Origin of the sequence: Burkholderia stagnalis, assembly GCF_902830275.1 — a bacterium.
Taxonomy (GTDB): domain Bacteria; phylum Pseudomonadota; class Gammaproteobacteria; order Burkholderiales; family Burkholderiaceae; genus Burkholderia; species Burkholderia stagnalis.
The window spans coordinates 266,420-291,739 of the sequence record NZ_CADESW010000006.1; the positions used below are offsets into that span (position 1 = coordinate 266,420).

Sequence of the window (25,320 nt, forward strand, 5' to 3'; positions counted from 1 at the left end):
TCGCGCGTTTGCGCATCGCACCGCGCCGGGCGCTTGCCGCCGGTGCGCCCCCCCACTATGATGGGCCGCTTTTTACACGCCGCGCCGCCGTCACGGCGCCGTGTGCTATAAAGCCGTCGTAAAAGGGACCCACAACCGGCAACTCCGGTCTACCAACACACACCTGTCATGTCCAAAGCTCTGATCATTGCGGAAAAGCCTTCTGTCGCGAACGACATCGCGCGCGCTTTGGGCGGCTTTACCAAGCATGACGAATACTACGAAAGCGACGAATTCGTCCTTTCGTCGGCTGTCGGCCACTTGCTGGAAATCGCTGCCCCCGAGGAGTACGAGGTCAAGCGCGGCAAGTGGAGCTTCGCGCACCTGCCCGTCATTCCGCCGCATTTCGACCTGAACCCGATCGCGAAGAGCGAGTCGCGCCTCAAGGTGCTGACCAAGCTGATGAAGCGCAAGGACGTCGACCGGCTGATCAACGCATGTGACGCGGGGCGCGAGGGCGAGCTGATTTTCCGCCTGATCGCGCAGCACGCGAAGGCGAAGCAGCCGGTCCAGCGCCTGTGGCTGCAGTCGATGACGCCGCAGGCGATCCGCGACGGCTTCGCGAACCTGCGCAGCGATGCGGACATGCAGCCGCTCGCCGACGCCGCCCGCTGCCGCTCGGAAGCGGACTGGCTCGTCGGGATCAACGGCACCCGCGCGATGACGGCGTTCAACAGCAAGGGCGGCGGGTTCTTCCTGACGACGGTAGGCCGCGTTCAGACGCCAACCTTGTCGATCGTCGTCGAACGTGAAGAAAAAATCCGCCGTTTCGTCCCGCGTGACTACTGGGAAGTGAAGGCGCAGTTCGTCTGCGCAGGCGGCTTCTACGAAGGCAAGTGGTACGACCCGAAATTCAAGCGCGACGAATTCGACCCGGAAAAGCGCGACTCGCGGCTCTGGAGCCTGCCGGCCGCCGAAACGATCGTCGCGGCCTGCCGCGACCAGGTCGGCACGGTCTCCGAGGAATCGAAGCCGTCGACGCAGCTGTCGCCGCTGCTGTTCGACCTGACGAGCCTGCAGCGCGAGGCGAACAGCCGCTTCGGCTTCTCCGCGAAGAACACGCTCGGCCTCGCGCAGGCGCTGTATGAAAAGCACAAGGTGCTGACCTACCCGCGTACCGACGCGCGCGCGCTGCCGGAAGACTACATCGGCACGGTCCAGTCGACGCTCGAGATGCTCAAGGAGAGCCACAACTACCTGCCGCACGCGAAGCAGGTGCTCGACAAGGGCTGGGTGAAGCCGAACAAGCGGATCTTCGACAACTCGAAGATCAGCGACCACTTCGCCATCATCCCGACGCTGCAGGCGCCGAAGTCGCTGTCCGAGCCGGAGCAGAAGCTCTACGACATGGTCGTGAAGCGCTTCCTCGCAGTGTTCTTCCCCGCGGCGGAATACCGCGTCACGACGCGGATCACCGAAGTCGTCGGCCATACCTTCAAGACCGAAGGCAAGGTGCTCGTCGAGCCGGGCTGGCTGCAGGTGTACGGCCGCGACGCCGAAGGCGCGGACGCGAACCTGGTGCCGGTGCAGAAGAACGAGAAGGTGAAGACCGACGAGATCGCCGCGGTGGCGCTCGTGACGAAGCCGCCCGCACGCTATTCGGAAGCGACGCTGCTGTCCGCGATGGAAGGCGCGGGCAAGCTGGTCGAGGACGACGAGCTGCGCGAGGCGATGGCCGCGAAGGGGCTCGGCACGCCGGCCACGCGCGCGGCGATCATCGAAGGGCTGCTCGGTGAGAAATACCTCGTGCGCGAAGGCCGCGAGCTGATCCCGACCGCGAAGGCGTTCCAGCTGATGACGCTGCTGCGCGGGCTCGGCGTGAAGGAGCTGACCGCGCCGGAGCTCACCGGCGAGTGGGAATACAAGCTGTCGCAGATGGAACGCGGCAACCTCGGGCGCGACGCGTTCATGCAGGAAATCGCCCGCATGACGCAGCAGATCGTCAAGCGCGCGAAGGAATACGATTCCGACACGATCCCCGGCGACTACGCGACGCTCGAGACGCCGTGCCCGAACTGCGGCGGCCAGGTGAAGGAAAACTACCGCCGCTTCGCGTGCACGAAGTGCGAGTTCTCGATCTCGAAGATCCCGGGCAGCCGGCAGTTCGAGATCGCGGAAGTCGAGGAGCTGCTGCAGAAGAAGGAAATCGGCCCGCTGTCCGGTTTCCGCAGCAAGATGGGCCGGCCGTTCTCGGCGATCCTGAAGCTGTCGTTCGACGACGAGACGAAAAACTACAAGCTCGAGTTCGATTTCGGCCAGGATCAGGGCGGCGAGGAAGGCGAAGCGCCGGACTTCTCCGCGCAGGAGCCGGTCGGCGCCTGCCCGAAGTGCAAGGGCCGCGTGTTCGAGCACGGGATGAGCTACGTGTGCGAGCATTCGGTCGCAAACCCGAAGACTTGCGACTTCCGCTCGGGCAAGGTGATCCTGCAGCAGGAAATCACCCGCGAGCAGATGGGCAAGCTGCTCGCCGACGGCCGCACGGACCTGCTGCCGAGCTTCAAGTCGTCGCGCACCGGCCGCAACTTCAAGGCGTACCTCGTGAAGCAGCCGGACGGCAAGATCGGTTTCGAGTTCGAGAAGAAGGAGCCGAAGGCCGCTGCCGCGAAGAAGACGGCGAAATCGGCGACGAAGGAAGCGGAAACGGTAACGGAAGGCACCGACGAGAAGCCGGCACCGGCCCGCAAGACCGCCGCGCGCAAAACCACGGCGCGCAAGACCGGGTCGTAATGGCCCGGTGGGCCCAAGGCCTGTTGGGCCCGCCGCCCGGCGCACGCCGCCGGGCCGGCCAACAAAAAACGCGGATCGATCGCTCGATCCGCGTTTTTTATTGCTCGGGCGGTTCGATCACCACCCCGCCTGCGCCGTTACAGCGGTGACGGCACCGCGACCCGCGTGCGCGGCGACCGCGTCAGGCGCGACGACGCCTTCGAATCGACCGCATCCGGCCGCTCGGCGTGCATCTCGACGCCGATCGGGCCCGCCACGGCGCTCTGCGCCGCCCACTGTTCGCCCATCATCGCGTCCGTCGAATGGCTGAAGTGCTCGACGAGATGGTCGATGAAGGTACGCACCTTCGCCGGCAGGTGGCGGCGGCTCGGGTACGCGATGTTGATCTCGACCTGCGGCAGCCGGAAATCGGACAGCAGCCGCACCAGCGCGCCGCGCGCGATGTCGCCGCCGATCAGGTAGCTCGGCAGGATCGCAACGCCCATCCCGAGCAGCGCGAACTGGCGCAGCATCGCGGTGTTGTTCGCGACGACCACGTTGGTCGGCCGCACCCGCACTTCGCCGTCCGGCCCCGTAAACACGCGATCGTCGCCCCAGTATTCGGTCGGCAGGCTCAGGCTCGGGTGCTCCGCGAGATGTTCCGGATGGGTCGGCACGCCGTGCTTCTCCAGATAGCTCGGCGTCGCGCAGACGGTCATGCAGCCGGTGGTCAGCCGCCGTGTCACGATGCTGGCGCTGCGCATCTGGCGCGTGACCACGATACCGACGTCGAAGCCTTCCTCGACCAGGTCGACCTGCCGGTCGACCAGCGTCAGATCCGGCACCACTTTGGGAAACTGCTCGGTATAGGTCTGCAGGACCGGCGCGAGATTGTGCAACCCGAACACGACCGGCGCGACGATGCGCAGCGTGCCGACCGGCTCGTGGTTGCGGGCGACGACCATCTGCTCGACGTCCTCGAGCTCGTCGAGAATCTGGCGCGCGCGCTCCAGATACACCTGGCCGGACTCGGTGAGCGAAAGGCTGCGCGTGGTGCGGTTGAGCAAACGCGTGCCGAGACGGCCTTCCAGATCGGCGACGTGACGGGTCGCGACCGCGTTGGAGATATCCATTGCGCTTGCGGCCCGCGCGAAACTGCCGAGATCCGCAACCTTGACGAACACTCGCATCGACTGCAAATGATCCATAAACGACTCCTGCCGCTGTTACAACTTCAAAAAGATGAAGCAAATGCGTAATTCTCCTACGACAGCGGATTTGATGCAGAGTTGCTCAACAAGCCCCGTTGCCCCGATAAAAATAGTCAAACATCCTCGGCCAATCCGGTTAATTGATCCAATTATTCTGATTCGAGCAACAATTGGGTGAACCTCGGCGGCGAAGCGACGGAATGAGGAATGACGCGTTTGATGCGGCACGGCATCGCAGGCCGCCGGGCCGCGCGGACGCGGCGCCCCGGCAGGCCGGCGCCAATTGCGGCAGGGCGTAACAACCTGTTAAAAAGACACCATGCGGGCGCCCGTCATAGCATCATGTCGGCCCCGGCCGGGCGGGGCGCTGCGCGACCGGCGCCGCCGCCGCCCCTGCTTTCAACGCGCGACTCCCGAACCATGAAAATTGCCATCCTCGACGACTACCAGGACGCCGTCCGCAAGCTGAATTGCTTCCAGATGCTTGCCGACCACGACGTGAAGGTCTTCAACAACACGGTGCGCGGCCTGGGACAACTCGCGAGCCGCCTGGCGGAAGTCGAAGCACTCGTGCTGATTCGCGAACGCACCCCGATTTCGTCGCAACTCCTGTCCAAGTTGCCGCATCTGCGCATGATCAGCCAGACCGGCCGCATCGGCGGCCACGTCGATCTCGAAGCCTGTACCGAGCGCGGCATCGCGGTGCTCGAAGGCACCGGCTCGCCGATCGCGCCCGCCGAGCTGACCTGGGCGCTGATCATGGCCGCCCAACGCCGCATTCCGCAGTACGTCGCGAACCTGAAGCAGGGCGCGTGGCAGCAATCGGGCCTGAAGACGTCGGCGATGCCGCCGAACTTCGGCCTCGGCCAGGTGCTGCGCGGCCAGACGCTCGGCATCTGGGGCTACGGGAAGATCGGCCGGCTCGTCGCGGGCTACGGCAAGGCGTTCGGGATGAAGGTGCTGGTGTGGGGCCGCGAGCACTCGCTCGAGGCCGCGCGCGCGGACGGCTATGACGCGGCCGACAGCCGCGAGGCGCTGTTCGAGCAGAGCGACGTGCTGTCGCTGCACCTGCGCCTGCACGACGACACCCGCGGCATCGTCAAGCAGGACGACCTGATGCGGATGAAGCCAACGTCGCTGCTCGTCAACACGAGCCGCGCCGAGCTGCTCGAGGAAAACGCGCTCGTCAACGCGCTGTCGCACAACCGGCCGGGGATGGTCGCGATCGACGTGTTCGAGAGCGAGCCGATCCTGCAGGGCTACAGCCTGCTGCGGATGGAGAACGTGATCTGCACGCCGCACATCGGCTATGTCGAGCGCGAGAGCTACGAGCTGTATTTCAGCGCGGCGTTCAGGAACATCCTCGCGTTCGACCAGGGCGACACGTCGAGCGTCGTCAACACGGACGCGCTGACGCCGATCCGCAAGCGCTGACCGCCCCCGGGCGCGCCCGCCGCCGAATCATCGTCAGGCGACGGCGCGGCCGCCCGTCATCGCGTCGACGCGGGTCAGGAAATGCTCGCCGTCGCGCCGGCCGAGATCGTAGGCGTGCCGCATCTGCGACGGGCTCGTGTAGTCCCAGCTCGAAATCGGCACCTTGCTCGACGGCTGCACGTAGAGGCGCTGCTGGTCGCCGTGCGCGACCGTGAACATCTGCGGCCGCGGATACAGCCGGGTGACGAGCACCAGCACGTGGCCCGGCGACGCGTCGAGCGCGCCGACCGGCACGTTGTCCACCATCCCGCCGTCGAGCACCGGCCGGCCATTGCGGCGCAGCACCGGCGTGAACGGCGGCGTGCACGACGACTGCAGGATTAGGTCGGCGAGTTCCTCGACGCCCGCGCAAGCCTGCGCGCGCACGAATTCGGGCCGGAAGCCGAGCGTCCGGCCGAGCGTCGGATGCAGCGTCTTGCGCAGGTATTTCTCGATGTTGTACGCGACGAGGCCCGCGGCGACCGCGCTGCGCGCGCCGAGCCAGCGCGGCACGTGCGACACGCCGATGCGGATCTCCGGTGCGTCGGCCAGCTTCGCGAACGGCTCGCCGTAGATGTCGAGCAGCGCCTGCCGGTAGATCCGGTAGTGCGGAAACACCGGTTCGCGGCCGAACAGGTTGCCCCAGTACGCGTTCTTACGGTTGTGGCGCAACGCCTGCTCGTAATAGCGCATCACCCAGGCCGCATCGCGCGTGTACAGCATGCAGGCCGTCGCGGCGCCCGCCGAGATGCCGGCGATCACGCGCGGCCGCAGCGCGAGCGCGGGCTGCGCGACGTCCCAGAAGCCGGCCTGCCACCAGCAGCGGTTGCCGCCGCCCGCGAACACGATCTGGTCGAACATCGCGCGGCGCTCAGCTGACGAGCGCGTAGGTCGACGTCGCGTGGACGGCCATCTTGCCGTCCTCGTCGAACAGCTCGACCTCGCCGAACACCAGGTTGCGCCCCATCCGCAGCACGCGCGCGGTGACGAGCACGTCGCCCTTGCGGACCGGACGCATGAAGTTCGTATTCAGCGACACGGTGGTCATCGGCTGGAATTCGCCGAGCGCGCTCGAGATCGCCACCACCATCGCGGTATCGGCGGCGGCCGTGAACACCTGGCCGCAGATCATGCCGCCGGAATGGCGGAACTCGCCGGAAAACGGCAGGCGCAGCGTGACGCTGTCGTCGGAGATCGATACGGGGACCAGACCGAGCGAGCGGACCCACGGCGCCAGCAACCGGTCGAGCAATTCGCGGACTGCGTTTTCGTCCATCTTCGAATGTCCAGGAAATGTTGCGCGACCGCCGCGCAACAGGTGTGGGCGTCATCATACCGGGAGCGCGCCAACTGCGATCTCTCGTTGTTACCCGGACTCGCCCCGCCGGCCGTGACGAAATATTTTCAGGAAATTCGCAGAAAGGGCTTGCAAGCCCGAGAAAAGCCGTGCATAATCTTTCTTCTGTTGGGGGCGTTAGCTCAGTTGGTAGAGCAGCGGACTCTTAATCCGTAGGTCGAGTGTTCGAGTCACTCACGCCCCACCAATAAATTCAAGCACTTAGCCCAGCCTACACGGCTGGGCTTTTTGCTTTCCGGGTTTCGTGTAGGCATGGTGTAGGCGTTTTGGGTCTACATCAATCCATGCCGACACATATCGACGAGCCTTCGCTGCGATACGCGTAGGTCAACGCCGAATACGCAGGCCTTCGGCGCTAGTGTCGTACGCGCCGCGCAGACAAGCGGACGCGCAGACCCACGGCGAATTCGCTAAGACAAGGCGCCGCGTGCGAGTGACACGCGAAAGCTCTGTCAACGTCGACAGGGTGGTCCCGAGAAAACCCTCTGTGCTAAATTCCTCCGACAAAAAAAGAGAGGGCACAGATTATGGGTTTCGCATTCATCCGCGAGGGTGACACAACCTCGCATGGCGGCCGCGTGCTTGCGTGTTCGCCGGAGAACAAGTCGGACGGCGTCCCCCTCGCGCTCTTGGGCGACAAGGTGTCGTGTCCCAAGTGTGGTGGGGTCTATCCGATCGTCGGCGTCAAGAACCTCGGCGTGACCTTCGACGGCCGGCCCGTCGCCTCGGAAGGCGATACAACCGCATGCGGGGCCACGCTCATCGCCTCGCAAAACAATACGACGGCTGAACCAACTAGCGGCGGTTCCATTGGCGGCGGGAAAAGCGTCCTATCCGAGGCAATCCCTCAAACGCCATACCGGGGAAGATTCCAGGTGCTCGACGACGTCACGCGCCAGCCGGTCGCCGGCCACCCGTACATCGTGCGCGCCGCGGATGGGCGCGTGGTCCAGGGGAAGACGGACGCCAATGGGTTCACGGATTGGCTCGACAACCATGACGCCTCTTCGTTGACGTTCGAGCATCCCGGGAACACGTCCGAATGAGCGACTACGGCCCGGGGACCGCGAGCGGCCGGGTCTCGCCGGAAGGGCAAACGAACCAGGTTGGGGTCAACGGTCGTCTTTCGGCGAAGGACCGGGCGGTCCTTTGCAGCGTGCTTTGCAAGTGCAAAAACATCGGTGTAGCGACGAAGAACGGTCGAATCCAGCGCCAACGTTGCGTCCAGCAGCGCTTGGATTTTGCGAACGGACTGTCGCGCTTAGAAACCGGTGCGCCGACGGTTTACAAACCGGAGCAGACGTACAACATGAAAGCGGCCCCGCCGGAGCCGGTGACCGACCCCGACGATCCGTTACGCCCGCATTTGGACATCTGGCAATGGATCGAGGACTTCTGGCCTGGCGGGCGCAAGACGTATAAGGCCGGGAACGGTAACCTGCGACGGCCGGATGTGGTGATCGTGAACGATGCGACGCAACCGCCCGTTCAAAGCAACATCAAGCAGGTTGTAGAGTTCAAGTTCCCGCCCGACGACTACGGTCGTAATCAGGAGCGGGACTATATCCGTATTGCCGGGGGGCGCGCGAAGTTCGTGTCGTTAGGCCCCGCCGAATGCGGGTGCGGTGATGACAAGCAAGACGGCGAGACATCCGCGCAACGCCGGCCCAAGACATCATCCTCGTCGGACATGGACGAACTGCTTGGTGGGGGTGGAAGGAGCGGAAGTGTCTTTCCGAACATCCCCGGCGGTGGTGGACTCCCGCCGTTGGTACCCGGTGGTCTGCCGCCGCTGATCCCGTGATGGAACGATGAAATGACAGAAGACGAAATCAAGGCATGGATCGCGGACCCACGCCGCGCCGATACGCTGCCGTTCGGGGTATACGAGCCGGCGTACCAAAAAGGGATCACCGGCGCCGCCCTTGTGGTGCGCGGTGTGGTGTATTTCCGCGACGGACACACGCCCGCCGTGCGCGCCGCGATCGTGAAGTGCTTCGAGCAGTACCGCGCGGCGATCGACGAGTACACCCACGCGCTGCAAGTGGCCGCCGGGGAAAAGCCGTCGAAGGAAGGTCCGCTGCGCTGGTTCTACACTGAGGGCGAGCAGCCCATGACGCTCGACAAGGCGCCTGGTCTTGCCGCTCTAGTGGAGACCATCCCTGCCAACGAAGCACTCGTCGTACAGCTCACCAGCGCTGAGCACAAGCTCGCGACAGGGTTCTACGAGTTCGCCGTCTTCACGATCGCGGATTGGCAAGCGAACCTCGGACGCGGGATGGACGTGATCGACTTCACGGTCCCGCGCGCCTTCCTCGAGCAACGGCCTGGTGTGTTCCAGGCGCTGTTCGCCGCTTTCTGTGAAGCCCTGCCCACGGTGTCCGGTCACGCGGGATTTGCAGTCAACGTGCCGCCTATGGGACGGGAACCGAACGAAGCGAGCGAGTATTTTTTCGCGCGCCGCTATGGTCCGGGGATCGATGTCGGTGATCCGATGGGCGTAAGCACGGTCGATTTGATTGGAAAGATCAAGACGGTGGACTGGCTCGTTGCTTTGGACGCGGACCTCGTGGGCACCGCTGGCGGAACCGACTCGCTCACACTGCCGCCCGACTGGTATGTGCGTCAGCCGTTGAAGGACGGTGGCTTGATCGTTCAAGCGGGCGCCGCCCCGCAATCCGGCGTATCTGCTGGTCCGGGGAAGCCTCCTCTGCCCCCGCCGGCGTATGTGCTGCTTGACGCGGCGCTGCGTCCCATCATTGCGGAAGCGATGGACATCCTGCAAAGCGGCACGCTTGACAGCACTGCGCCGATGCTCAATACGACCATCGCGACCGAAGCCTGGCTGAAGCGCTTCGTTCTGCCAGACGATCAGATCATGTCGCAATGGCAGGCTTTGCACGCAAGCCCGAAGGTGGCGGAAAGCAAGCCCGCGATCGCCGCGAATCTGCGTCGGCTACGGAAAGCAATGAGACTGCCCGATGTACCCGCAGCGTCGAATGGGTTCGGCTACGACAGCGTATCGGGCTCCTAACACGGTCAAGAGCACAGTGCAGCACACGTTGGGCGGCAACATGAGTATCGGAGACGGACAAACGACCGTCGTTGGCGTCAACAGTCGATCGTCCGGCGAGGACGAGGAAGTGCTTTGCAGTGGCATATGCCCGTGCAGTCGAATCGGTGTTGCGACGCGCCCGATGCGCGATGTCGCGCGAATCATGGGCGCTTCCCCTTCCGCCGCCGACCGGTCCAACAGCGTTTCCCGGCGGCGGCGTTATTCGCTGAACTGCATGACAAAAGACGAACTGGCAGTCTGGGCCAACGGCCCAAGACGCAAAGACACTCTGCCCTTCAACGTACCTGACGAAGAACGCAACACATACTGGGTCCAGATGCACAAAACGGAAAAGCTCCCGCTCTCGTCATGACCACTTGCACAGCAGAGAAGCTGGCAGCACAGCGAAGTCATGCCGTGCTGCCAGCCGCATCCTATCGTTGCATTAAATCTTGCAAGAACTCCGATCCTGGCTTTATTGCTGAAACATGCAGGAGGTCACGAGCCCGCGTGCAGGCGACATAGAGAAGATGACGCTCGGTGTTGTAAATCTCCGTCAATTCCGCGTCATCTGACGCCATGTCGATGCGGCGCTGAGACGGAATGATGTCTTCGTCACAGGCCATAACTGCTACGACGCGAAACTCCATGCCCTTGGCCAAATGCATGGTCGTGACGTTGACAAACCCTTCCTCAGTGGCCATATCCTTGCCGAGCACTCGAGCCCGTAGGCCCGAGGCTTCAATGGCAGCCCTCGCCCGCGGAAACTCTTCCTCTGAGCGCACAAAGACACCGATTTCATGCGGCAGCACTCCGCCTGTTCCGGACTCCTTCAACCATTGCCCAACGGCCTGACTTTCTAAATCGGGGCCGTCGAAGCTACGGATCACCGGCTCGGGTCCATTGAAAACGGAGATGGTGCCCTTGCGACTTTCCAGATTTCCGTCCACGTCGGACACCTCCGGACCGAGCAACCGGTCGGCTTGTGAACGAATCTGATGCGAGGTGCGGTAATTGATGGTCAGCGTCCGGGCACGGCCTCTCACGTCCACACCCAGGGACTTCCACGAGAACGGCTGCTGAAAGATACGCTGCCCCAAATCTCCAGAAAAAAACAGCGCATTGGACCTGTCGCCGGCGATAGAAGCCAGGAAGCGCAGTTGCTGCACGCCAATATCCTGAGCTTCATCAACGATGATGTAGTCGAACACCGGATGCTTGCGCTTTGGCATGACCTCGGCAAGTTTGCGAAACATCTCGGCCGTGGTGATCTTGCCGGTCTGTCGCAGGTGCTCCTTCACCTTGGCAAATACCCGCCAATACAGCGCGCGCTGCGCTTCGGGCAGGCGTGTTTTGCGGCCCAGTCGTTTTGCATCTCGGTACTCGTCCCAGCTTTCGAGTTGCCACGTATCGACCACGTCATCCCATTCGGACAGCAGGAAAGAAGTGTTGCCGCTCAGCCCATCGACGTCCCTAGCGGCTGACTTCAGCAGCAACGAAATTTCCTCTCGGCTGGCGAACGTCGGCTTGCCGAATTCCGCCGAATAAAGCTTGGCTCCAACTGCATCCATCGCGGCCACGTCGATGCGTTCGGCCAGCTTTGGCGTGTTGTAGGCGAGCCGGTACAGGTTCGACCGCAATACATTTGCCAACGTGTCGGAGAAGGTGGAAAGCAGGATACGTGCATCCTCGTCATTGCGGGCCAGTTGCACAGATCGATGCAAGGCCACCACGGTCTTCCCCGTGCCAGCGGAACCGGAAACACGTGCCGGACCGCTGTAATCGCGCTCGACCATCTGCCGCTGCGCCGGGTGCAGGAACACCGTCCACTTATCCCACGGATACTCAAGTGCGCGCGCCAGTTCGTCCGTGTCGGACATCACGCGGAAGCGACGCTGAGCATCCGGGTGTTGGAACGGGTCTTCGGTCTTTTCCGCAAGCTTCGGTGCAACAGGTATGCCGCCTGTAGCCAGCTCCAATAGAGCCTCTGCCGCCTCACTAGGCAGGTGAGCCACCAACTCCAACAGACTGTCTTCATCCGCCGCACGCACGTCCAACAGCCATTCCGGGGGTACACCGTACGCCAGCAGTTGCTTGTCGCTGTATTTGCCAAAAAGTTTTGCGGACGCAGGGTTGGTCTTTGCCGCATATTCGGGAACGGAGATTTCCCGCACCAGCTCCCGGATTTCCACCAGCTGCGCCGCACCGGTAGCTGGATGCGTCTCCAACTTACGGCGCTCAGCCCACTGATAGGCCCTGTCGTGGTGATCGACGTAGCACAGCAATAGGCTGCCAGCAGTCTTGTGAACGATCAGGCGAATGTCGCGGCTGACCCGCACCGACCAAAAATTCGAATCTCTCGCCTTGTCTAGCTTGTGGAAACTGTGGCCATTGCCCGTCGGATCGACCTGCAGGTCAAAAGCCGTGGTCTTAGCCAGTTTTTGCTCGTCCCCAGTCAGTCGCGCGAGGCTAGCGGTGAACGTGTCGGCGATTCGGAATTCCATCACTTTTTACCTGACAGGTATCACGCGGCGCGATACAGATTGCCGCGATCGACCGCGAGCTTCCTCAGGCGCTTCGCGAGCTTCCTGCATTCCTTTTCGGCGAGAGCGCCAAAATCGACAACAGCGTGTGCCGGATTTCCATCCACGGGGTCAGTCCGAAAGGAAAGCCCGACCGAACCGACTTCTTCGCCGTTGACTGCCCAAACGCCAGCGGATTGCAGACCAAGGTCCACCGTGTAATGACGATGCGAATCCTCTGCAGCGATCTGGTCACCGTCATAAACGGACAGCTTTCCGTCATCTTTCGGGAACGGAAAGAAGGCTTGGCTGGAAACCTCGCCATCTGGAAAGAAATTGGGATGCACCTGGCGCAACAGCAAGGTTTGGTCGTTCATGCTTGATATGTCTTGATGTTGTCACCCAGAAACGCGAGCAGCAACTGCCAACCACCAGCATCTAAGTTGAAATCGCGCTCCACATCTTCGCCATTCGCCGCGAACGCGTGGAAGCTTGCCTGCGCACCGGTCAAGTCGATGTCGAGCGAAGGATCTCCTTCCGCAGTCCATTCCAGCAACAGGTTTCCGTCCTGTTTGGGTGCAATCAGCGGCAGCGGCAATTTATCGGGGTACTCGGCGACCAGCTTTTCGGAAACAAGCGCCAATGCATTGGCATCTGGAGCCAAGCCGCCACCGTCAAACCAGCCGTTTTCAAGCTGAGAAATCTCGTCGAACCTCGTAGCAATGGCGTGGTTCTTGATGACCTCGAGAGAATCGGCAGCAATGACTTTCTGTAAGCGATCCCAAGCATCATAGGTACCAATGCCAAGCACGCTAATTAGATGGCGCTTGCGACCGGCGTACGTGCGGGCGTTGTTGTGAAACGAATCTGGCATAGGCACTGTAGCTTGCCCCTCATCGCTCAACCGCAGGCGAAAACTAGACTTTGCGAAATCGACTTCTTCGATGTAGCCAAGCAGGGCAATTTCACGCTGATAAACCTGATCGGCTGCGAGAACCAGTTGCTTTCGCTTGTCTTGGGTCAGGCGAGCAGGATCGTTCCCTCCCGGCCGTGGCAACTCCAGTGTTTCGTCTTCACGCAATGAACGACCGAACTGGTTGAAGTGACTCAGCAACTCCTTAGGGAAGCTTTCCGGAAGGGCAGCCACTGGAGCGGCGACACATTCCGCGACCAGATCACGAGCTTTTTCGAAGTAGTCCCGCTCTCCGCCTTGAAGGGCGAGCGCACCCGCGATGACCAACGCCAAAAGTGGCTTCGCACTGCCTTCGTCAATCCGCTCGATGTCCAACCGGAAGTTCGCTGCAAACCCCTTCGGTACACGCTGCCGGTCGGGGTGATCCTCCAGATACAGGTGCTTGGCCAACTCGACAATCAGGGCTTCGTATGCAGCGAGATCGCGTGCAACGTCGACGGGCAGCGTGTGCTCGTCGAATCGCGCGCCGGTGAATCTTGGTTGAGAGAATTCGGTCTTCATAAGTCCTCGCCGACCGAGTTTACCCCACTTTAAAAACCTTCATCACCTCATCCCCCAAGTGGTTGATAACCTTCACCGCAAAGCGGCCGGTGCTCGGCTTGGGGAAGGGGCGCGAGGTGTCGCTGTTGAGAGTAGCCCAGGCATCCGCATCGATTTCTGCCTTGAGGGTAGTCTTCAGAGCCTTGTACGGATCGTTCGCGCCGAGAAAGTACGCGTGTCGGACAAAGAAGGATTCCTCGTTGTAATCAGTGTCGAGGAACCAGCAGGCGATGCCATCCGGGTCGTCGCTGCGCACTTCTCCTGTGCTCGGATCGAATACATCAACACCTCGGATCTTCACCACCAGCTCCTCTCCGACAGGTACTTCGATGACGTCACGCTTGCCATCATACTTCCGGATACTGTTACCCTTCGTATCAAGGACGTCCACGTCCGGTTCACCGAAGATCACAAATAAATTGCCCTTGCCAGTGTTCTTCAGGTCTTCTGCCATGTGCAGGTCTGCGTTCATCCGCGCTTTCAGTACGTTGATGCGGCCGAGCTTGCTGAATTCGCTGGCCGGCGCGTCGTAGTTGAAGGCGCAGGCGATCAGTACATCGAACCCGGCGTCGCCAGCTTCACGCGCGGCGTCCACGAGGTCCGCACGGGACACGGTGCCGAATTCGGGGCCAACGAAGATGCCAGCGCGTTTAGATTTGTCGCCTTCCATATATGTGCCGACGGCCACCACATAGCCTTCGCCGGGCCACGGTTCCAGCGCGGAGAACTCAATCTTGTCGTCCTTGTTCTTCTGCTGAACTCCCGCCGTCTTGAGGTTGGACAAGATCATCGACGTAAAATCCTGCCCATAATCAGCACGATCTTCGGCCACGCCATCGATCAATTCATCGGCTTCATCCACACCGAGTACGCGGTGCGGACTGAGCGACTCCACCGTAAATGGGCCGGCCACGCGCACGCGCTTCTTGTCTTCATACGGCTTGTCGTAGAGGAATTCAAATTCGGCCTTGGCTGCGATGGCGGCGTCGATCTCCTTCTGCCTGCCAATGCGCTGCTGCCACCAGTCAGCGTGCAGCTTCTTAGCAACGGCGCTCCATTTGGCATCGGCTTCGCGCGGGATTTCCCATTCCGGCCAGTTTTTTCCTAGTGCATTGTTTAACTGCTCACGCAGCGGTTCAAGGGTTTGCTGGAACTTGTCCCAGATAACGTCGATCTCGGCGTTGTTGGCGATGGACTTTAACGTGATATGCGGCACGCGCTCATACACGAAGCCGTGCGCAATGTTGGAATACACTGGTTGCGACGATGGCGCGCTGCGGCTTATTTCGGCTTCCTTCAGTTGCCCTTCCCGGCTGTCGGCGAGCAGGTAGAAGGGGTAACGTGCTCCCATGATGCGCGCACGGGCCAGTGCCAGTGCCACTCGCGAGGTGTCGATGGTGATCCAGCGGCGGCCCCATTGTTCAGCGACGTAGGCTGTCGTGCCGGAGCCGCAGGTCGGGTCAAGCACTAAATCGCCGGGGTCAGTAGTCATCAGAACACAACGCTCTATGACCTTTGCGTTGGTCTGAACGACATAAACCTTCGACTCCGTGAAACTACCCGTTCCGGTATCAGTCCAGAAGTTGTTCATTGAAGCCGCGGGGTAATCATCGATAAGGCGAACATAACGAAGTACTCCACCGGACGTGCCGTAGAGGCGGCCTGCCTTACTCAAGCGTTCGAGCCCTAAGCGTTCCGTCTTGAACGTTCCCTTGCCCGGTCGAAAGATTGCCCCGCGCCAGAAGAACTCCTTCAGGTCGCCCTCTCCTAATGGCCGCTGACTCGTAATGTTGTCCGGGAAGAAGACTTGGAACCGACCCGATTGCAGCTCGTCTTTCGTACCGCGCCACATACGTCCATCGACATCACGTAGGTAACTGTAGTAGTCGAAGCCAGATTGCTCGGCCTTGAGGCGTAACAGTGGTCGAACCTTCGCTTTGTCAGCGTCCTTGTAGTACCAGATGACGTAGTCCCCTGCCGCAGAGAGGCCGAGCGTCCCAAGGCTCGTCGTGCTCTGGAACGAAATGAGCGAGGCAAAGTTCCTGTCGCCAAATACCTCGTCCAGCAACACACGAACGCGATGAACATTCTCGTCGCTGATTTGCACAAAGATCGAGCCACATTCCGTGAGCAGATCCCGCGCCACCATCAGCCGGTCACGCAGATACGTCAAATATGAATGAATGCCATCTCGCCACGTATCACGGAACGCCTTCACTTGCTCCGGCTCGCGCGTGATGTGGCCGGCATTGCCATCTTTCACGTCGCGGCTGGTCGTTGACCATTGGAAATTGCTGTTAAATTTGATACCGTACGGAGGATCGAAATAAATACACTGCACTTTGCCGCGCAGTCCTTCACGCTCGGCCAGCGACGCCATCACCTGTAAGCTGTCGCCTAGAATCATGCGGTTCTGCCAATGCCCCTCGTGCTGGTAGAACTCGGTCCTGTCCGCGCCTTCCGGCAGCCCGTTGAAGTCGCCGAACAAATCGCCCATCGCGGGAGGCGCGGCTGCTTCGCTGACCCGGCGCAGGTCGTCGATCAGCACCTTGGGTTTCACTTTTTCCTGGATGTAGAGCGGCGGCGCGTTGATCACCAAGTCGGACCAGTCCTGCTGATCCTTCCCACGCCAGACCAACTGGGGGTCGAGGTCGCGATTGCGCTGCCCCTTTTCATCGTCCAGTCCTTTGCCACCACGGGGGTACGCCACCTTCACTGGAGCCTGCTCGTGGTGCTGCATCACCGACTGATGCTCCACGGTTGGAATATTCTTACGCTTGGCCTCGTTATGGACGAGGTCTTCGATTACTTTCGAGGCTTGCGTGGCAAGTTTCTTGGCCATGTGTCTGTTGCTCAGTTGTCCAGCGCGTCGCGCTTCTCAGAGTTATTTGTCGGCGACTACAAGGCGGCGTTCGACCTTCCTGATATCTTCCGCTACCGACAAGTTTTCGGATTAAGGGCTACGACTCAACCGGGTCTCCGGTTGCAGCAAGCAGCATCTTCTCGAACTCCACTTTTACCCTGTCTGCGAAGTCGTCCTGCATCTCATACACGTCGCCAAATTCGGTAAAGGCCCAGCGGCCATGCGATCCCAGGTGATTTACGCCGGGAATCCAGTAGGTGTCCATCGTGGACTTCTTTTCTTTCGCATCTTCACGCCGATAACCCTTGATCTCCACGATCAGGTTGAGCGGGTCGACTGGGCCGCGCCCGTCATCGACCTTGACGATGAAATCTGGGATGTAGATTCGGTTTTGTGAGCCAAAGCGATAAGGCACTTCCAGGCCCAGATTGTGGTTCTTGGTGTAGGCAATCACTTTCGGGTGCGATTCGGCGACGCGGCAGAATTCCGCTTCCCAATCGCTGTCCAAGATCACCCAATTTACCTGGTTCTTCGGCGGTGGGCCGAGGGTTTCCCAGCGAGTGTCACGTGAGGTGTTGAAGCGTATATGCGCAGTGCTGCCGGTCGGGTTGAACGGGTCGAGGATAGCCTTGACCTGACGGCCCTTGGCCAGCTCTCGGGTAGTAATTCCCTTGGTAATTCGTTCGCAGGCCATGTCTGCGAGCTCGCGATACATCAACTGTGCCGGATAGGTGCCACCCTTGCACTCCAGACAGTTATCCAGCCATTGGCGGGTGATACGCTTGAGCTGGCCAAACAGATTGATCGGCGCATCCTGACCGGGTTCACGCCAGTGCTGGAACAGCAGGTGCTTGGTAAGTTCCATCAGTAGCGTGGACTGACGCACGTCGCCAAGGTGCTTGAGGTTCAAGTCCACCGATTCGCCAATAATACCGGCGTTCCTCGTCTCTGAAGGCCCGACCAGATCGGGAGTCAGAGTCAAGGTGTGGTCATCGTTAAACTCCGCTTCCAATTGGTCTTCCGGTAGCTCGACGCGATAACCCTGCACGCGCGGGAATTCGATTTCCAGCGCATCGCGTTCCGGGCGCAGCGCCTTCACCACGATCGTTTCGCGCGGTCTCGGCGGCGGCGGGATCACGGGCCGAGCAGTGAAATCGAACGGGATGCCGAACACGTCGGCGTATTCCACGTCGAATCGGCCACGTTCGTTCAACTCATAGGACTGGCGGCGCAGCGCGCGGCCGATCACCTGCTCGCACAATAACTGAGTACCGAAAGCACGCACACCGAGAATGTGGGTGACTGTATTGGTGTCCCAGCCTTCCGTGAGCATGGACACCGACACCACGCAGCGGATGGATTCGCCGAGGCGGCCCTCCTTGCCGACTGTGTTCATTACTTCGCGCAGCAAGTCCTGATCGGTAATGGCCTCAGCGCGTGTGCGGTCGCCGGTGCGCTCGATGATTTCTCGGCGGAAGCGTTCGATTTCATCGCTGGCGATGCCACGAAAGTTGTCATCCAATGCCTCCCCGGATTCGAGTTGTTCGCTGTCGATTAGCAAGGTGTTGGGGCGGGCTAGCGGAGTGCCGTGTTCATCGAAATTGCGAAACAGTTCCAGGCGCCCCATTTCGTAACTCACGCTACCGTTGGCATTTTTTCGCTCGAAGCCGGAGATGTAGTCGAACACCAGTTTCGAAGTGGCGGTGTTGTTGCACACCACGATGAAGCATGGGGGCACCTTGATGCCAGCCAGCTTCCATGCTTCGTACGTCTTGACGTAATGGCCGTACAGCGCTTCGAGCGCAGTTTGCAATTCCAACGGAATAGCGAGCGGGTCGAGCTGGACGTTCTTTCCGCGTCCCTTCTTCGGCATCTGCTTGCCGATGTGCTTCCACAACTCGCGGTAGATGGGCATGTCTGCGCCGGGTATATTGTCGGACACCGGCACGCGCGGCAACTTGACGATGCCACATTCGATGGCATCCATCAACGAGAAATCGCTCATCGTCCACGGAAACAACGTGCCTTCGGCGTAGCCTGAGCCGGCAAGAAAAAACGGCGTGGCCGACAGGTCGATCACCTGTTGCAGGCCGAGCTTGCGGTTTACCGCTTCCAAGCCTGAAATCCACAGCCGCGCCGCTTTGTTGTTTTCCTCGGCCTCGGCCTTGTCTTCAGTAGCAATGTCCTCGTCGCTTTCATCTGCTGGCTTTTCGCGGTAGCAGTGGTGTGCCTCATCGTTGATGGCGAGAATGTTTTTCATTCCCATAAGTTCAGGCATGACCCGCTGGAGCATCTGGCCTTCTGTTTCCTGAGTATCCAGCTCCATGCCGGTACGGCCCTGCAGCAAGCGACGGCCGCCCTTGGACAGTTCTACGCGCTCGCGCAGCTTGAAAGCATGGTAGTTAGTGATGACGATCTTGGCCTTATCCAGGTCCGGCAGCATATCGCGCGGCACGATCTCGCGGTTGGCGTAGTAGCTGTCCGGGTCATTGGGCAGCAGTACGCGCAGACGGTCGCGGATGGTCAGGCCCGGCGCAACAAGCAGAAAACCGCGGGTAAACTTCCTGCTCTGCGGATGACGCACGGCATTGACCGTTTGCCAAGCGATCAGCATAGCCATCACCGTGGTTTTGCCCGCGCCGGTGGCCAGCTTCAGTGCCAATCGCATCAAGCCGGGATTGGCGTTGAGATTGGCCTTCTTCAGATGATCGAGGAAGCGTTCGCCATTCTTGCCCGTTGGCGCGACTTCGGTCAGCCAGATCGCCGTTTCGGCCGCCTCAACCTGGCAGAAAAAGGGGCGCACACCGGCGAACTTGTGGTTACGCCAGTGTTCCAGCAGGCGGGCCGTTTCGGGCGTCACCTTCCATTGTGATGGCGGCAGCTTTCGCCACGCATCTACTTCCTGGCGGACGGCGTTAATAACGGCGGTGTGGTCGTACGCCTGCTCACTGCTGGTTAGGCCCTTCCCTTCGTCAAAGAGCAAGCTGGCTTGACTGCCCTTGGCCTTGCGTGGCTTGGGGATCGGAGTGATGAAGTCCGCACGGCGGCGGCTTTCGATGATCCTTTGGGTCGGCTGGCCGGTGGCATCCAGTTCCCAGTGCAGGGCCGGATACTCGTATGGGGAGTTCAGAATGGGTCCGTCAAAGAACTGGTCGCTCATTTTTTTGATTGCCTGATCCAGCAGCCCTTCTCGAGGGCCAAGGTTGCCAATTGTAAATGTATCGGTGATTCGGTCTTATTTTTTCACCGAAGCGATCTGCTGCGTGTTTCTGTTTGGCAAGGCGACTGCAAGCTGCGGCGACTACACCGAGAGACGCGAAAAGCCGGAATCCGCGCTCCGTCCGAGCGCATTGAAGAATCTTTCAATTACATATCACCACGCTGAGCCCGGCCAGCAACGGCCGCTCCGTCTGGGCAATCCCGCACGGATGAACCTGCCTCAGGAGGTCAGCGATGCTGCCAATATCTCCCCTCGAATTTCTCGCCGCCTTCGCGCTAGCGTTCCTCGGCGGCGCGTTACTTGCCGCTTGCCATTGCAAATACGTGGGCAAGGTCCAGCGCGATGCCTATAGCCGTATGCGCGAGGTCTCCATCCATGCGTGACCGTCCCTCGTTCTTTCCCTACAACGAGGAGGAAGAAGGCGACGCGTGGCCGCGCCATCTGCACGGTCTGCCACCGCCTGAACAAGCCGAGGACGACGAATCGCCGCGCTTTCGCCCTGGCAAGGGACTGGTCTGGCCGTGCCCGTCGTGCTCGTCGCTCCGGACCGAGCAACGCCATATCGCACGGCGCGTTTGCAGCGCCGTCGGCGCTGCGGCAGGCGCCACTAGCGGCGCAGTGGCGGTTCTATCAGGCGCCGAAACCGGCGCCGCGATCGGTGCGCTCGGCGGCCCCATCGGCGCCATGTGTGGCGGCGTCGCTGGCGCCGTTCTCGCGGGCCTCGTGGCCGGCGCGGCCGGGTGCGCAACGGGAGCTGCTTTTGGCGAAGCACTCGATCACACGGTCCTCAATAACTGGAGATGCGTTGCGTGCGGTCGGCTTTTCACCGTCCGGCCGGGCTGACCTGTTCCACCTACCGCCTCCTCAATTTTTCCATTTCGCCCTGCCCGGCGCTACGTCGGGCTTTATGCCGTCAACTATTCACAGGAGTTCAAAAAGTGCACCTCGTACAGACTATGGCGTTTGCCGGTGAGAAGCCTTGGCACGGCCTCGGCAACCACCTGCCCCCGAAGCAGTCGCTCGAAGTTTGGAAGCGCGCCGCGGGCATGGACTGGAGCATCGAAGAAGCTGAAGTTCGTTTCGTCGCACCCGGGAACAAGAGCCTTGGTTCGATCCACGCCTTCCCCGAGCAAAAAGTCTTGTATCGCTCGGACACCAAAGCTCCCCTGTCCGTCGTCTCGTCGCGCTATGCGGTCGTACAGCCGTCCGAGATCCTAGAGTTTTATCGGGACCTGAGCGAGCACTCGGGGTTCGAGCTTGAAAGTGCGGGCGTGCTAAAGCACGGCAAGAAACTCTGGGCGCTCGCGCGCACCGGGCAGTCCGTCGCGCTAAAAGGCAAGGATACGGTCAACGGCTATCTGCTGCTCGCGACCGCCTGCGACGGTACCCTCGCGACCACTGCACAGCACACATCGATTCGTGTCGTGTGCAACAACACGCTGCAGGTTGCGCTGGGGAACTCGGCCGGCGCTGTGAAGGTTGGTCACCGCTCGCAGTTCGATGCTCAGGCCGTAAAGCGACAACTCGGAATTGCGACCTCCTCGTGGGATGCATTTGTAGCTCGAATGAAGGCGCTATCCGAGTACAAGCTGTCGGACTCTGCGGTCGAAGCCTTCCTGCGACGCGTGCTCACCTATTCGGCTCCCAGCGCCGCCAATCGCGAAGCACTCGCGGTCAATGAGCGGGCCATCAAAGCGATTGGACAGCTCTACGTGGGACGCGGAAAAGGCGCGGACCTTGCATCAGCTAGAGGCACGCTCTGGGGCGTTCTCAACGCAACCACGGAGTACGTCGACCACATCCGTCTTGCTCGCAGCGACGACAACCGACGAGATTCGGCCTGGTTCGGCTCGGGTGCCACCCTCAAGGGCCGGGCGTGGGACGAAGCGCTCAAGCTTGTCGTGTAACCCTGCGCCGCCCGTTTCCCCTCAACCTCGGCCCGGTCAGCTTCGCCTGCCGGGCCGCATTGTTTTGCGAGGCACTATGACAGCAGTTCAATCTGAGAGGCCACGTACAGGCCGGCCGGCGCTCAAGCTCGTTAAGACGCGAGACCTGAGCCGCGACGATTGGCTCTCCGTGCGCCGCACCGGAATCGGCAGTTCCGACGCAGCCGCGGCCGTCGGCCTGAGCCCTTATGTGAGCCCCCTGGCGCTTTGGGTCGACAAGACCGGAAGGTCCGACGGCATGCCGAGTCCGGCCCCGGACGATACTACTTCGCCCACCTATTGGGGGACGTTGCTGGAACCGATTGTCGCTGCTGTCTACACGCGCGTCACCGGCAACCGCGTGCGTAAGATCAACGCGGTTCTGCGTCATCCGACCATCCCGTGGATGCTCGCCAACATCGACAGGGAAATCGTCGGGGCGAGCGATGTCCAGATCCTCGAATGCAAGACCGCCGGAGCGCACGGTGCGCAATTGTGGCGCGACGGCGTCCCCGAGTACGTCGAGTTGCAAGTACAGCATCAGTTGGCGGTGACGGGCAAGACGGCCGCCCATGTTGCCGTTCTGCTCTGCGGTCAGGCTCTCGAAGTATTCCGGGTCGAACGCGACGACGCCGTGATTGCCCGGCTCATCGAACTTGAGGAGCGCTTTTGGCGTTACGTCGAAACAGACACGCCACCACCAGCGGACGGCTCAGAGTCGGCAGACCGGGCCTTGCGGCATCTGTATCCCGGCAACGGCGGCACTGTGGACTTTACGGATGACCGGCGCCTGTCGTCGGTGTTCGCCGACCTCGTTGCAGTACGGGCCGAGATCGAAGCGCGTCAGGCCATCGAGGCACAGCTCAAGCAGACGATCCAGCAGGCAATGGGCGAGGCCGCGCACGCCGTGTTCGAGACAGGTTCGGTGTCGTTCAAACGCAGCCGGGATTCGTCCACCGTCGATCTGAAACGGCTGCTCGCCGATCACCCCGAGTTCGAAATGCAGTACGCCATCACGAAGGCCGGGGCCCGGCGCTTCCTTTTGTCCACCTGAACGGAGTCCGCTCATGCACAGGAGAAACACGAATCTCGACTGCCTCACCGCAATCATGACTTTCTCGCGGCACGGTGCGCTCGCACAGACGTTCGTAATGGACGCGTTGAGCAAGCACGCCAGCCACATCGCCGCAATGCCGCCCGAAGCATTGAAGCAGCAGTTCGGCGATCGCCCGATGGTCAGCGCAGAAGCGTGGCAGGCCGTTGCACGAGAAATCCACAAAAAGCTGGAAGCCCACTTCGCGAGCTAGCCGTCGCAGCGGTTATTTCATCGCCGGCGGCGCGTAAACATCACTTACCCATTTCAAGGACCAACATGCTCAAGGGACTTTCCCTCACTCCGCCCGTTGTGGGTCGCATCTCCATTGGCCGTGTGACAGAGAAGAACGGCAAGCGCGTGCCCGCCGCGGACGACCAGTTCACGCTGACGACCCAGGTGCAGCAGCGTGGCGAATGGCTTATGCACCCTCTGAACGAGCGGTTACGCAAGGCCACTTCAGGCAAGCTGCGCGCGATTCCCGTACGCATGCTGTTCAACAGCCCGGACCTGAACCTGCGTGCGGACTATTCGCTGTTCGACCGCGACACGGGGCGACCCGTGTGCGTTGGCAACGGCGAAACGTGCCGACGAGTCTGTGTGGATGGTAGCGGAATCGAGACCCTACCGTGCCCGTCGCCGGACGGCTGCGCCTTCGGCCAGCAATACGGCTGCAAACCTTACGCACGGCTGAACGTGCTCATTGATGACGAGGAAGGAGACCAGCTTTCGTCGTTCATATTGCGCACGACATCCTGGAACTCGATCCGTACGCTAGCGGCGCGCCTGCACTACTTCAACGCCGTATCAGGCAACCTTCTCGCTTGCCTACCGCTTCAGCTCGTGCTCAGGGGCAAGTCGACGGCGCAAAGTTACAGGGCGCCGATTTATTACGTCGATCTGGGCATTCGTTCGGGCAGCACGCTTGAGCAGGCGTTGGTGGAAGCGAAGGAACTCGACGCACGACGCCGGGCAGCCGGCTTCGACCAGGCTGCGCTCGATGCCGCCGCCGGCGCGGGGTTCGCGAACGGTGCGTTCGAAGATAGCCCGGACGAGCAGACTGCGGTGGCGGAAGAGTTCTTTCCACCCTTGGAGCTGCGAGACACGGATCGTGCCTCACCGGCGGTACCGGAAGCACCGAGCCCGGCTGCGCCGACGTTGCGCGAGAAGCTGGAGCGCAAGGCGGTGCTGCTCGAGGGGAAGGCAGCATGAACGTACGGCACCGGGCGCTCCCACTGGCGGTCCTGGCGACGTCGACTGCGCTCAGTCTGTCGATTCTTGCGGGCTGGCAGCGAGGCGGGACGTTACCGGAACGACTGATCTGGATCGCGATCGGCACCGTGCTCGTCACAAGCGCGCATCTGTTACCCGTTCTGATCCGTGATACACCAATACCCATTCGGGGCGTGGGTAGCCTGTTATGGGCGGCGTGTCTTGCGACGGCGTGCTACGGGCACGCGGGGTTCTTTGCTTTCGCACAGCAGCATGCAGGCGAGCAACGGGCGTCGACGGTGCAAGCAGATCCAGCGCCGTCCTCTGCCCGCAGTCTCACGGCGGTCATGGTAGAGCGCGCCGCCGTGACCGCGCAGCTCGCGTCAGCCAACGCGCGGTACTGCGCGGGTAACTGCGTCACGCTGGCAGGGCGGCGCGTAACCCTCGCCGCCAAGGTCGATGCGTTGAACGCCGAAGCCGATGAGATCCGACGTCAGCAGGCCGCGACGGATCGAATCACGACACAGCGCGACAGGCAACTCGTCGATCCAGTCACGGCGCGACTTGCCGCGTTCCTCGGCACGACGGTTGGTCACGTCGATCTGCTGACCGGTCTCGGGTTTGCTGCCGTCCTTGAAGGCGTCGCATGCCTCTTGTGGACGGTCGCACTTCGGTCGCCGTTACCGGCAGTGAACCTCGCTGCAATGAGAGTCACGCCGGCAGTACGCTCTACAGTCACCGCGACGGCTGACGTGACTCCCCCGGTAGTCACCTCGGTCGCGGACGTGGCTCGACCCGTGGCAACACCAGTCGCCGCAAGTCACGGCGGCGAGACCCTGCGTAGCAATCCCTCGGCGCTCGATCACGGCAGTTTGGCCAGCAGTGACGCGCCGTGCGACCGGGTTACGGCGTTACCGGCCGCCGTTCCCATCGACGACCACCTAGCGCAACTCGCCCGGGATGTCGCGGCCGGCTTGGTACGTCCTACGGTCGCTGATATCCGCCGCCATTTACGTTGCGCGCAGCGGCGTGCGGCGGAGTTACGCCGCCAACTCGCCGCAATCTCCTCGACGGCATAAGGCCGGGCTTGGTGCCCGGCCTTAGCTGCCTCGTTTTCCATCCCTTTCTCAT

At 61.6% G+C, this 25,320-nt stretch carries 21 protein-coding genes and 1 tRNA gene; 14 read left to right on the forward strand and 8 right to left on the reverse strand.

All coding sequences use genetic code 11. The features are described from left to right. The first annotated feature begins 168 nt into the window (after positions 1-168). On the forward strand, positions 169-2,766 hold the full coding sequence (locus tag HWY45_RS13900) for a DNA topoisomerase III (RefSeq protein ID WP_059881955.1): 2,598 nt from the start codon (positions 169-171) through the stop codon (positions 2,764-2,766). A gap of 137 nt (positions 2,767-2,903) precedes the next feature. On the opposite strand, the gene HWY45_RS13905 is transcribed toward HWY45_RS13900, so the two are convergent. Next, positions 2,904-3,953, reverse strand: a complete 1,050-nt coding sequence (locus HWY45_RS13905) for a LysR family transcriptional regulator (RefSeq protein ID WP_059563655.1) — start codon at positions 3,951-3,953, stop codon at positions 2,904-2,906. A 423-nt stretch (positions 3,954-4,376) separates the two neighbouring features. On the opposite strand from HWY45_RS13905, the gene HWY45_RS13910 reads away from it, so the two are divergent. Then, positions 4,377-5,390, forward strand: coding sequence for a D-2-hydroxyacid dehydrogenase family protein (locus HWY45_RS13910; protein ID WP_059563654.1), 1,014 nt, complete (start codon positions 4,377-4,379; stop codon positions 5,388-5,390). Positions 5,391-5,423: 33 nt separating this feature from the next. On the opposite strand, the gene HWY45_RS13915 is transcribed toward HWY45_RS13910, so the two are convergent. Both HWY45_RS13915 and HWY45_RS13920 read right to left on the reverse strand, forming a co-directional pair. Continuing rightward, positions 5,424-6,290, reverse strand: coding sequence for a patatin-like phospholipase family protein (locus tag HWY45_RS13915; protein WP_059881956.1), 867 nt, complete (start codon positions 6,288-6,290; stop codon positions 5,424-5,426). A 10-nt stretch (positions 6,291-6,300) separates the two neighbouring features. Next, positions 6,301-6,705, reverse strand: coding sequence for a PaaI family thioesterase (locus tag HWY45_RS13920; RefSeq protein WP_059563652.1), 405 nt, complete (start codon positions 6,703-6,705; stop codon positions 6,301-6,303). Between the two features lie 192 nt (positions 6,706-6,897). Between HWY45_RS13920 and HWY45_RS13925 the strand changes: the two genes are divergently transcribed. From HWY45_RS13925 to HWY45_RS13945, 5 genes are all read left to right on the forward strand, one after another. Beyond that, a tRNA-Lys gene (locus HWY45_RS13925) sits at positions 6,898-6,973 on the forward strand. Positions 6,974-7,313: 340 nt separating this feature from the next. Then, complete coding sequence (locus HWY45_RS13930) at positions 7,314-7,832, forward strand: PAAR domain-containing protein (RefSeq protein ID WP_059881960.1); 519 nt, start codon at positions 7,314-7,316, stop codon at positions 7,830-7,832. Continuing rightward, positions 7,829-8,590 (forward strand): VRR-NUC domain-containing protein, encoded by a 762-nt coding sequence (locus tag HWY45_RS13935; RefSeq protein ID WP_059881962.1) that lies wholly within the window; start codon positions 7,829-7,831, stop codon positions 8,588-8,590. Before HWY45_RS13930 ends, HWY45_RS13935 begins: the two co-directional genes overlap by 4 nt. Positions 8,591-8,602: 12 nt before the next feature. Then, positions 8,603-9,820 carry a DUF3396 domain-containing protein gene (locus HWY45_RS13940; protein ID WP_059881964.1) on the forward strand — a complete coding sequence of 406 codons (1,218 nt, stop codon included), beginning with the start codon at positions 8,603-8,605 and terminating at the stop codon, positions 9,818-9,820. Positions 9,821-9,860: 40 nt separating this feature from the next. Continuing rightward, complete coding sequence (locus HWY45_RS13945; protein ID WP_175038327.1) at positions 9,861-10,214, forward strand: hypothetical protein; 354 nt, start codon at positions 9,861-9,863, stop codon at positions 10,212-10,214. 61 nt (positions 10,215-10,275) lie between these two features. Here HWY45_RS13945 and HWY45_RS13950 read toward each other — a convergent pair whose 3' ends face one another. From HWY45_RS13950 to HWY45_RS13970, 5 genes are all read right to left on the reverse strand, one after another. Further along, positions 10,276-12,345 carry a UvrD-helicase domain-containing protein gene (locus HWY45_RS13950; protein ID WP_059881966.1) on the reverse strand — a complete coding sequence of 690 codons (2,070 nt, stop codon included), beginning with the start codon at positions 12,343-12,345 and terminating at the stop codon, positions 10,276-10,278. Between the two features lie 20 nt (positions 12,346-12,365). Continuing rightward, on the reverse strand, positions 12,366-12,740 hold the full coding sequence (locus HWY45_RS13955; RefSeq protein ID WP_059881967.1) for a hypothetical protein: 375 nt from the start codon (positions 12,738-12,740) through the stop codon (positions 12,366-12,368). Continuing rightward, positions 12,737-13,837 (reverse strand): hypothetical protein, encoded by a 1,101-nt coding sequence (locus tag HWY45_RS13960; RefSeq protein WP_059881969.1) that lies wholly within the window; start codon positions 13,835-13,837, stop codon positions 12,737-12,739. Before HWY45_RS13960 ends, HWY45_RS13955 begins: the two co-directional genes overlap by 4 nt. A 19-nt stretch (positions 13,838-13,856) precedes the next feature. After that, a complete protein-coding gene (locus tag HWY45_RS13965) occupies positions 13,857-16,718 on the reverse strand; it encodes a site-specific DNA-methyltransferase (RefSeq protein WP_059881971.1) in 2,862 nt (953 codons plus the stop codon). A gap of 118 nt (positions 16,719-16,836) precedes the next feature. Further along, positions 16,837-19,899: a BPTD_3080 family restriction endonuclease gene (locus HWY45_RS13970; RefSeq protein ID WP_150998972.1), complete on the reverse strand. Its 3,063-nt coding sequence runs from the start codon at positions 19,897-19,899 to the stop codon at positions 16,837-16,839. A gap of 293 nt (positions 19,900-20,192) precedes the next feature. Here HWY45_RS13970 and HWY45_RS13975 point away from each other — a divergent pair, with 293 nt between their 5' ends. The 7 genes from HWY45_RS13975 to HWY45_RS14005 all read left to right on the forward strand — a co-directional run bounded on the left by HWY45_RS13975 (position 20,193) and on the right by HWY45_RS14005 (position 25,268). Then, on the forward strand, positions 20,193-20,342 hold the full coding sequence (locus HWY45_RS13975) for a hypothetical protein (RefSeq protein WP_155631878.1): 150 nt from the start codon (positions 20,193-20,195) through the stop codon (positions 20,340-20,342). Beyond that, positions 20,335-20,802, forward strand: a complete 468-nt coding sequence (locus HWY45_RS13980; protein WP_081069766.1) for a hypothetical protein — start codon at positions 20,335-20,337, stop codon at positions 20,800-20,802. The genes HWY45_RS13975 and HWY45_RS13980 overlap by 8 nt, the downstream gene beginning before the upstream one ends. Before the next feature lie 95 nt (positions 20,803-20,897). After that, the gene (locus tag HWY45_RS13985; protein WP_059881973.1) at positions 20,898-21,866 is read left to right on the forward strand and encodes a DUF932 domain-containing protein; all 969 of its coding nucleotides are present in this window, start codon (positions 20,898-20,900) and stop codon (positions 21,864-21,866) included. Positions 21,867-21,942: 76 nt separating this feature from the next. Further along, entirely contained in the window at positions 21,943-22,938 is a 996-nt protein-coding gene (locus tag HWY45_RS13990; RefSeq protein WP_059881976.1) for a YqaJ viral recombinase family nuclease, read from the forward strand. Positions 22,939-22,951: 13 nt separating this feature from the next. After that, a complete protein-coding gene (locus HWY45_RS13995) occupies positions 22,952-23,191 on the forward strand; it encodes a hypothetical protein (protein WP_059881978.1) in 240 nt (79 codons plus the stop codon). Between the two features lie 65 nt (positions 23,192-23,256). Next, entirely contained in the window at positions 23,257-24,189 is a 933-nt protein-coding gene (locus HWY45_RS14000) for a recombination directionality factor (protein ID WP_059881980.1), read from the forward strand. After that, positions 24,186-25,268: a hypothetical protein gene (locus HWY45_RS14005; protein ID WP_059881982.1), complete on the forward strand. Its 1,083-nt coding sequence runs from the start codon at positions 24,186-24,188 to the stop codon at positions 25,266-25,268. The genes HWY45_RS14000 and HWY45_RS14005 overlap by 4 nt, the downstream gene beginning before the upstream one ends. Positions 25,269-25,320 lie beyond the last annotated feature (52 nt).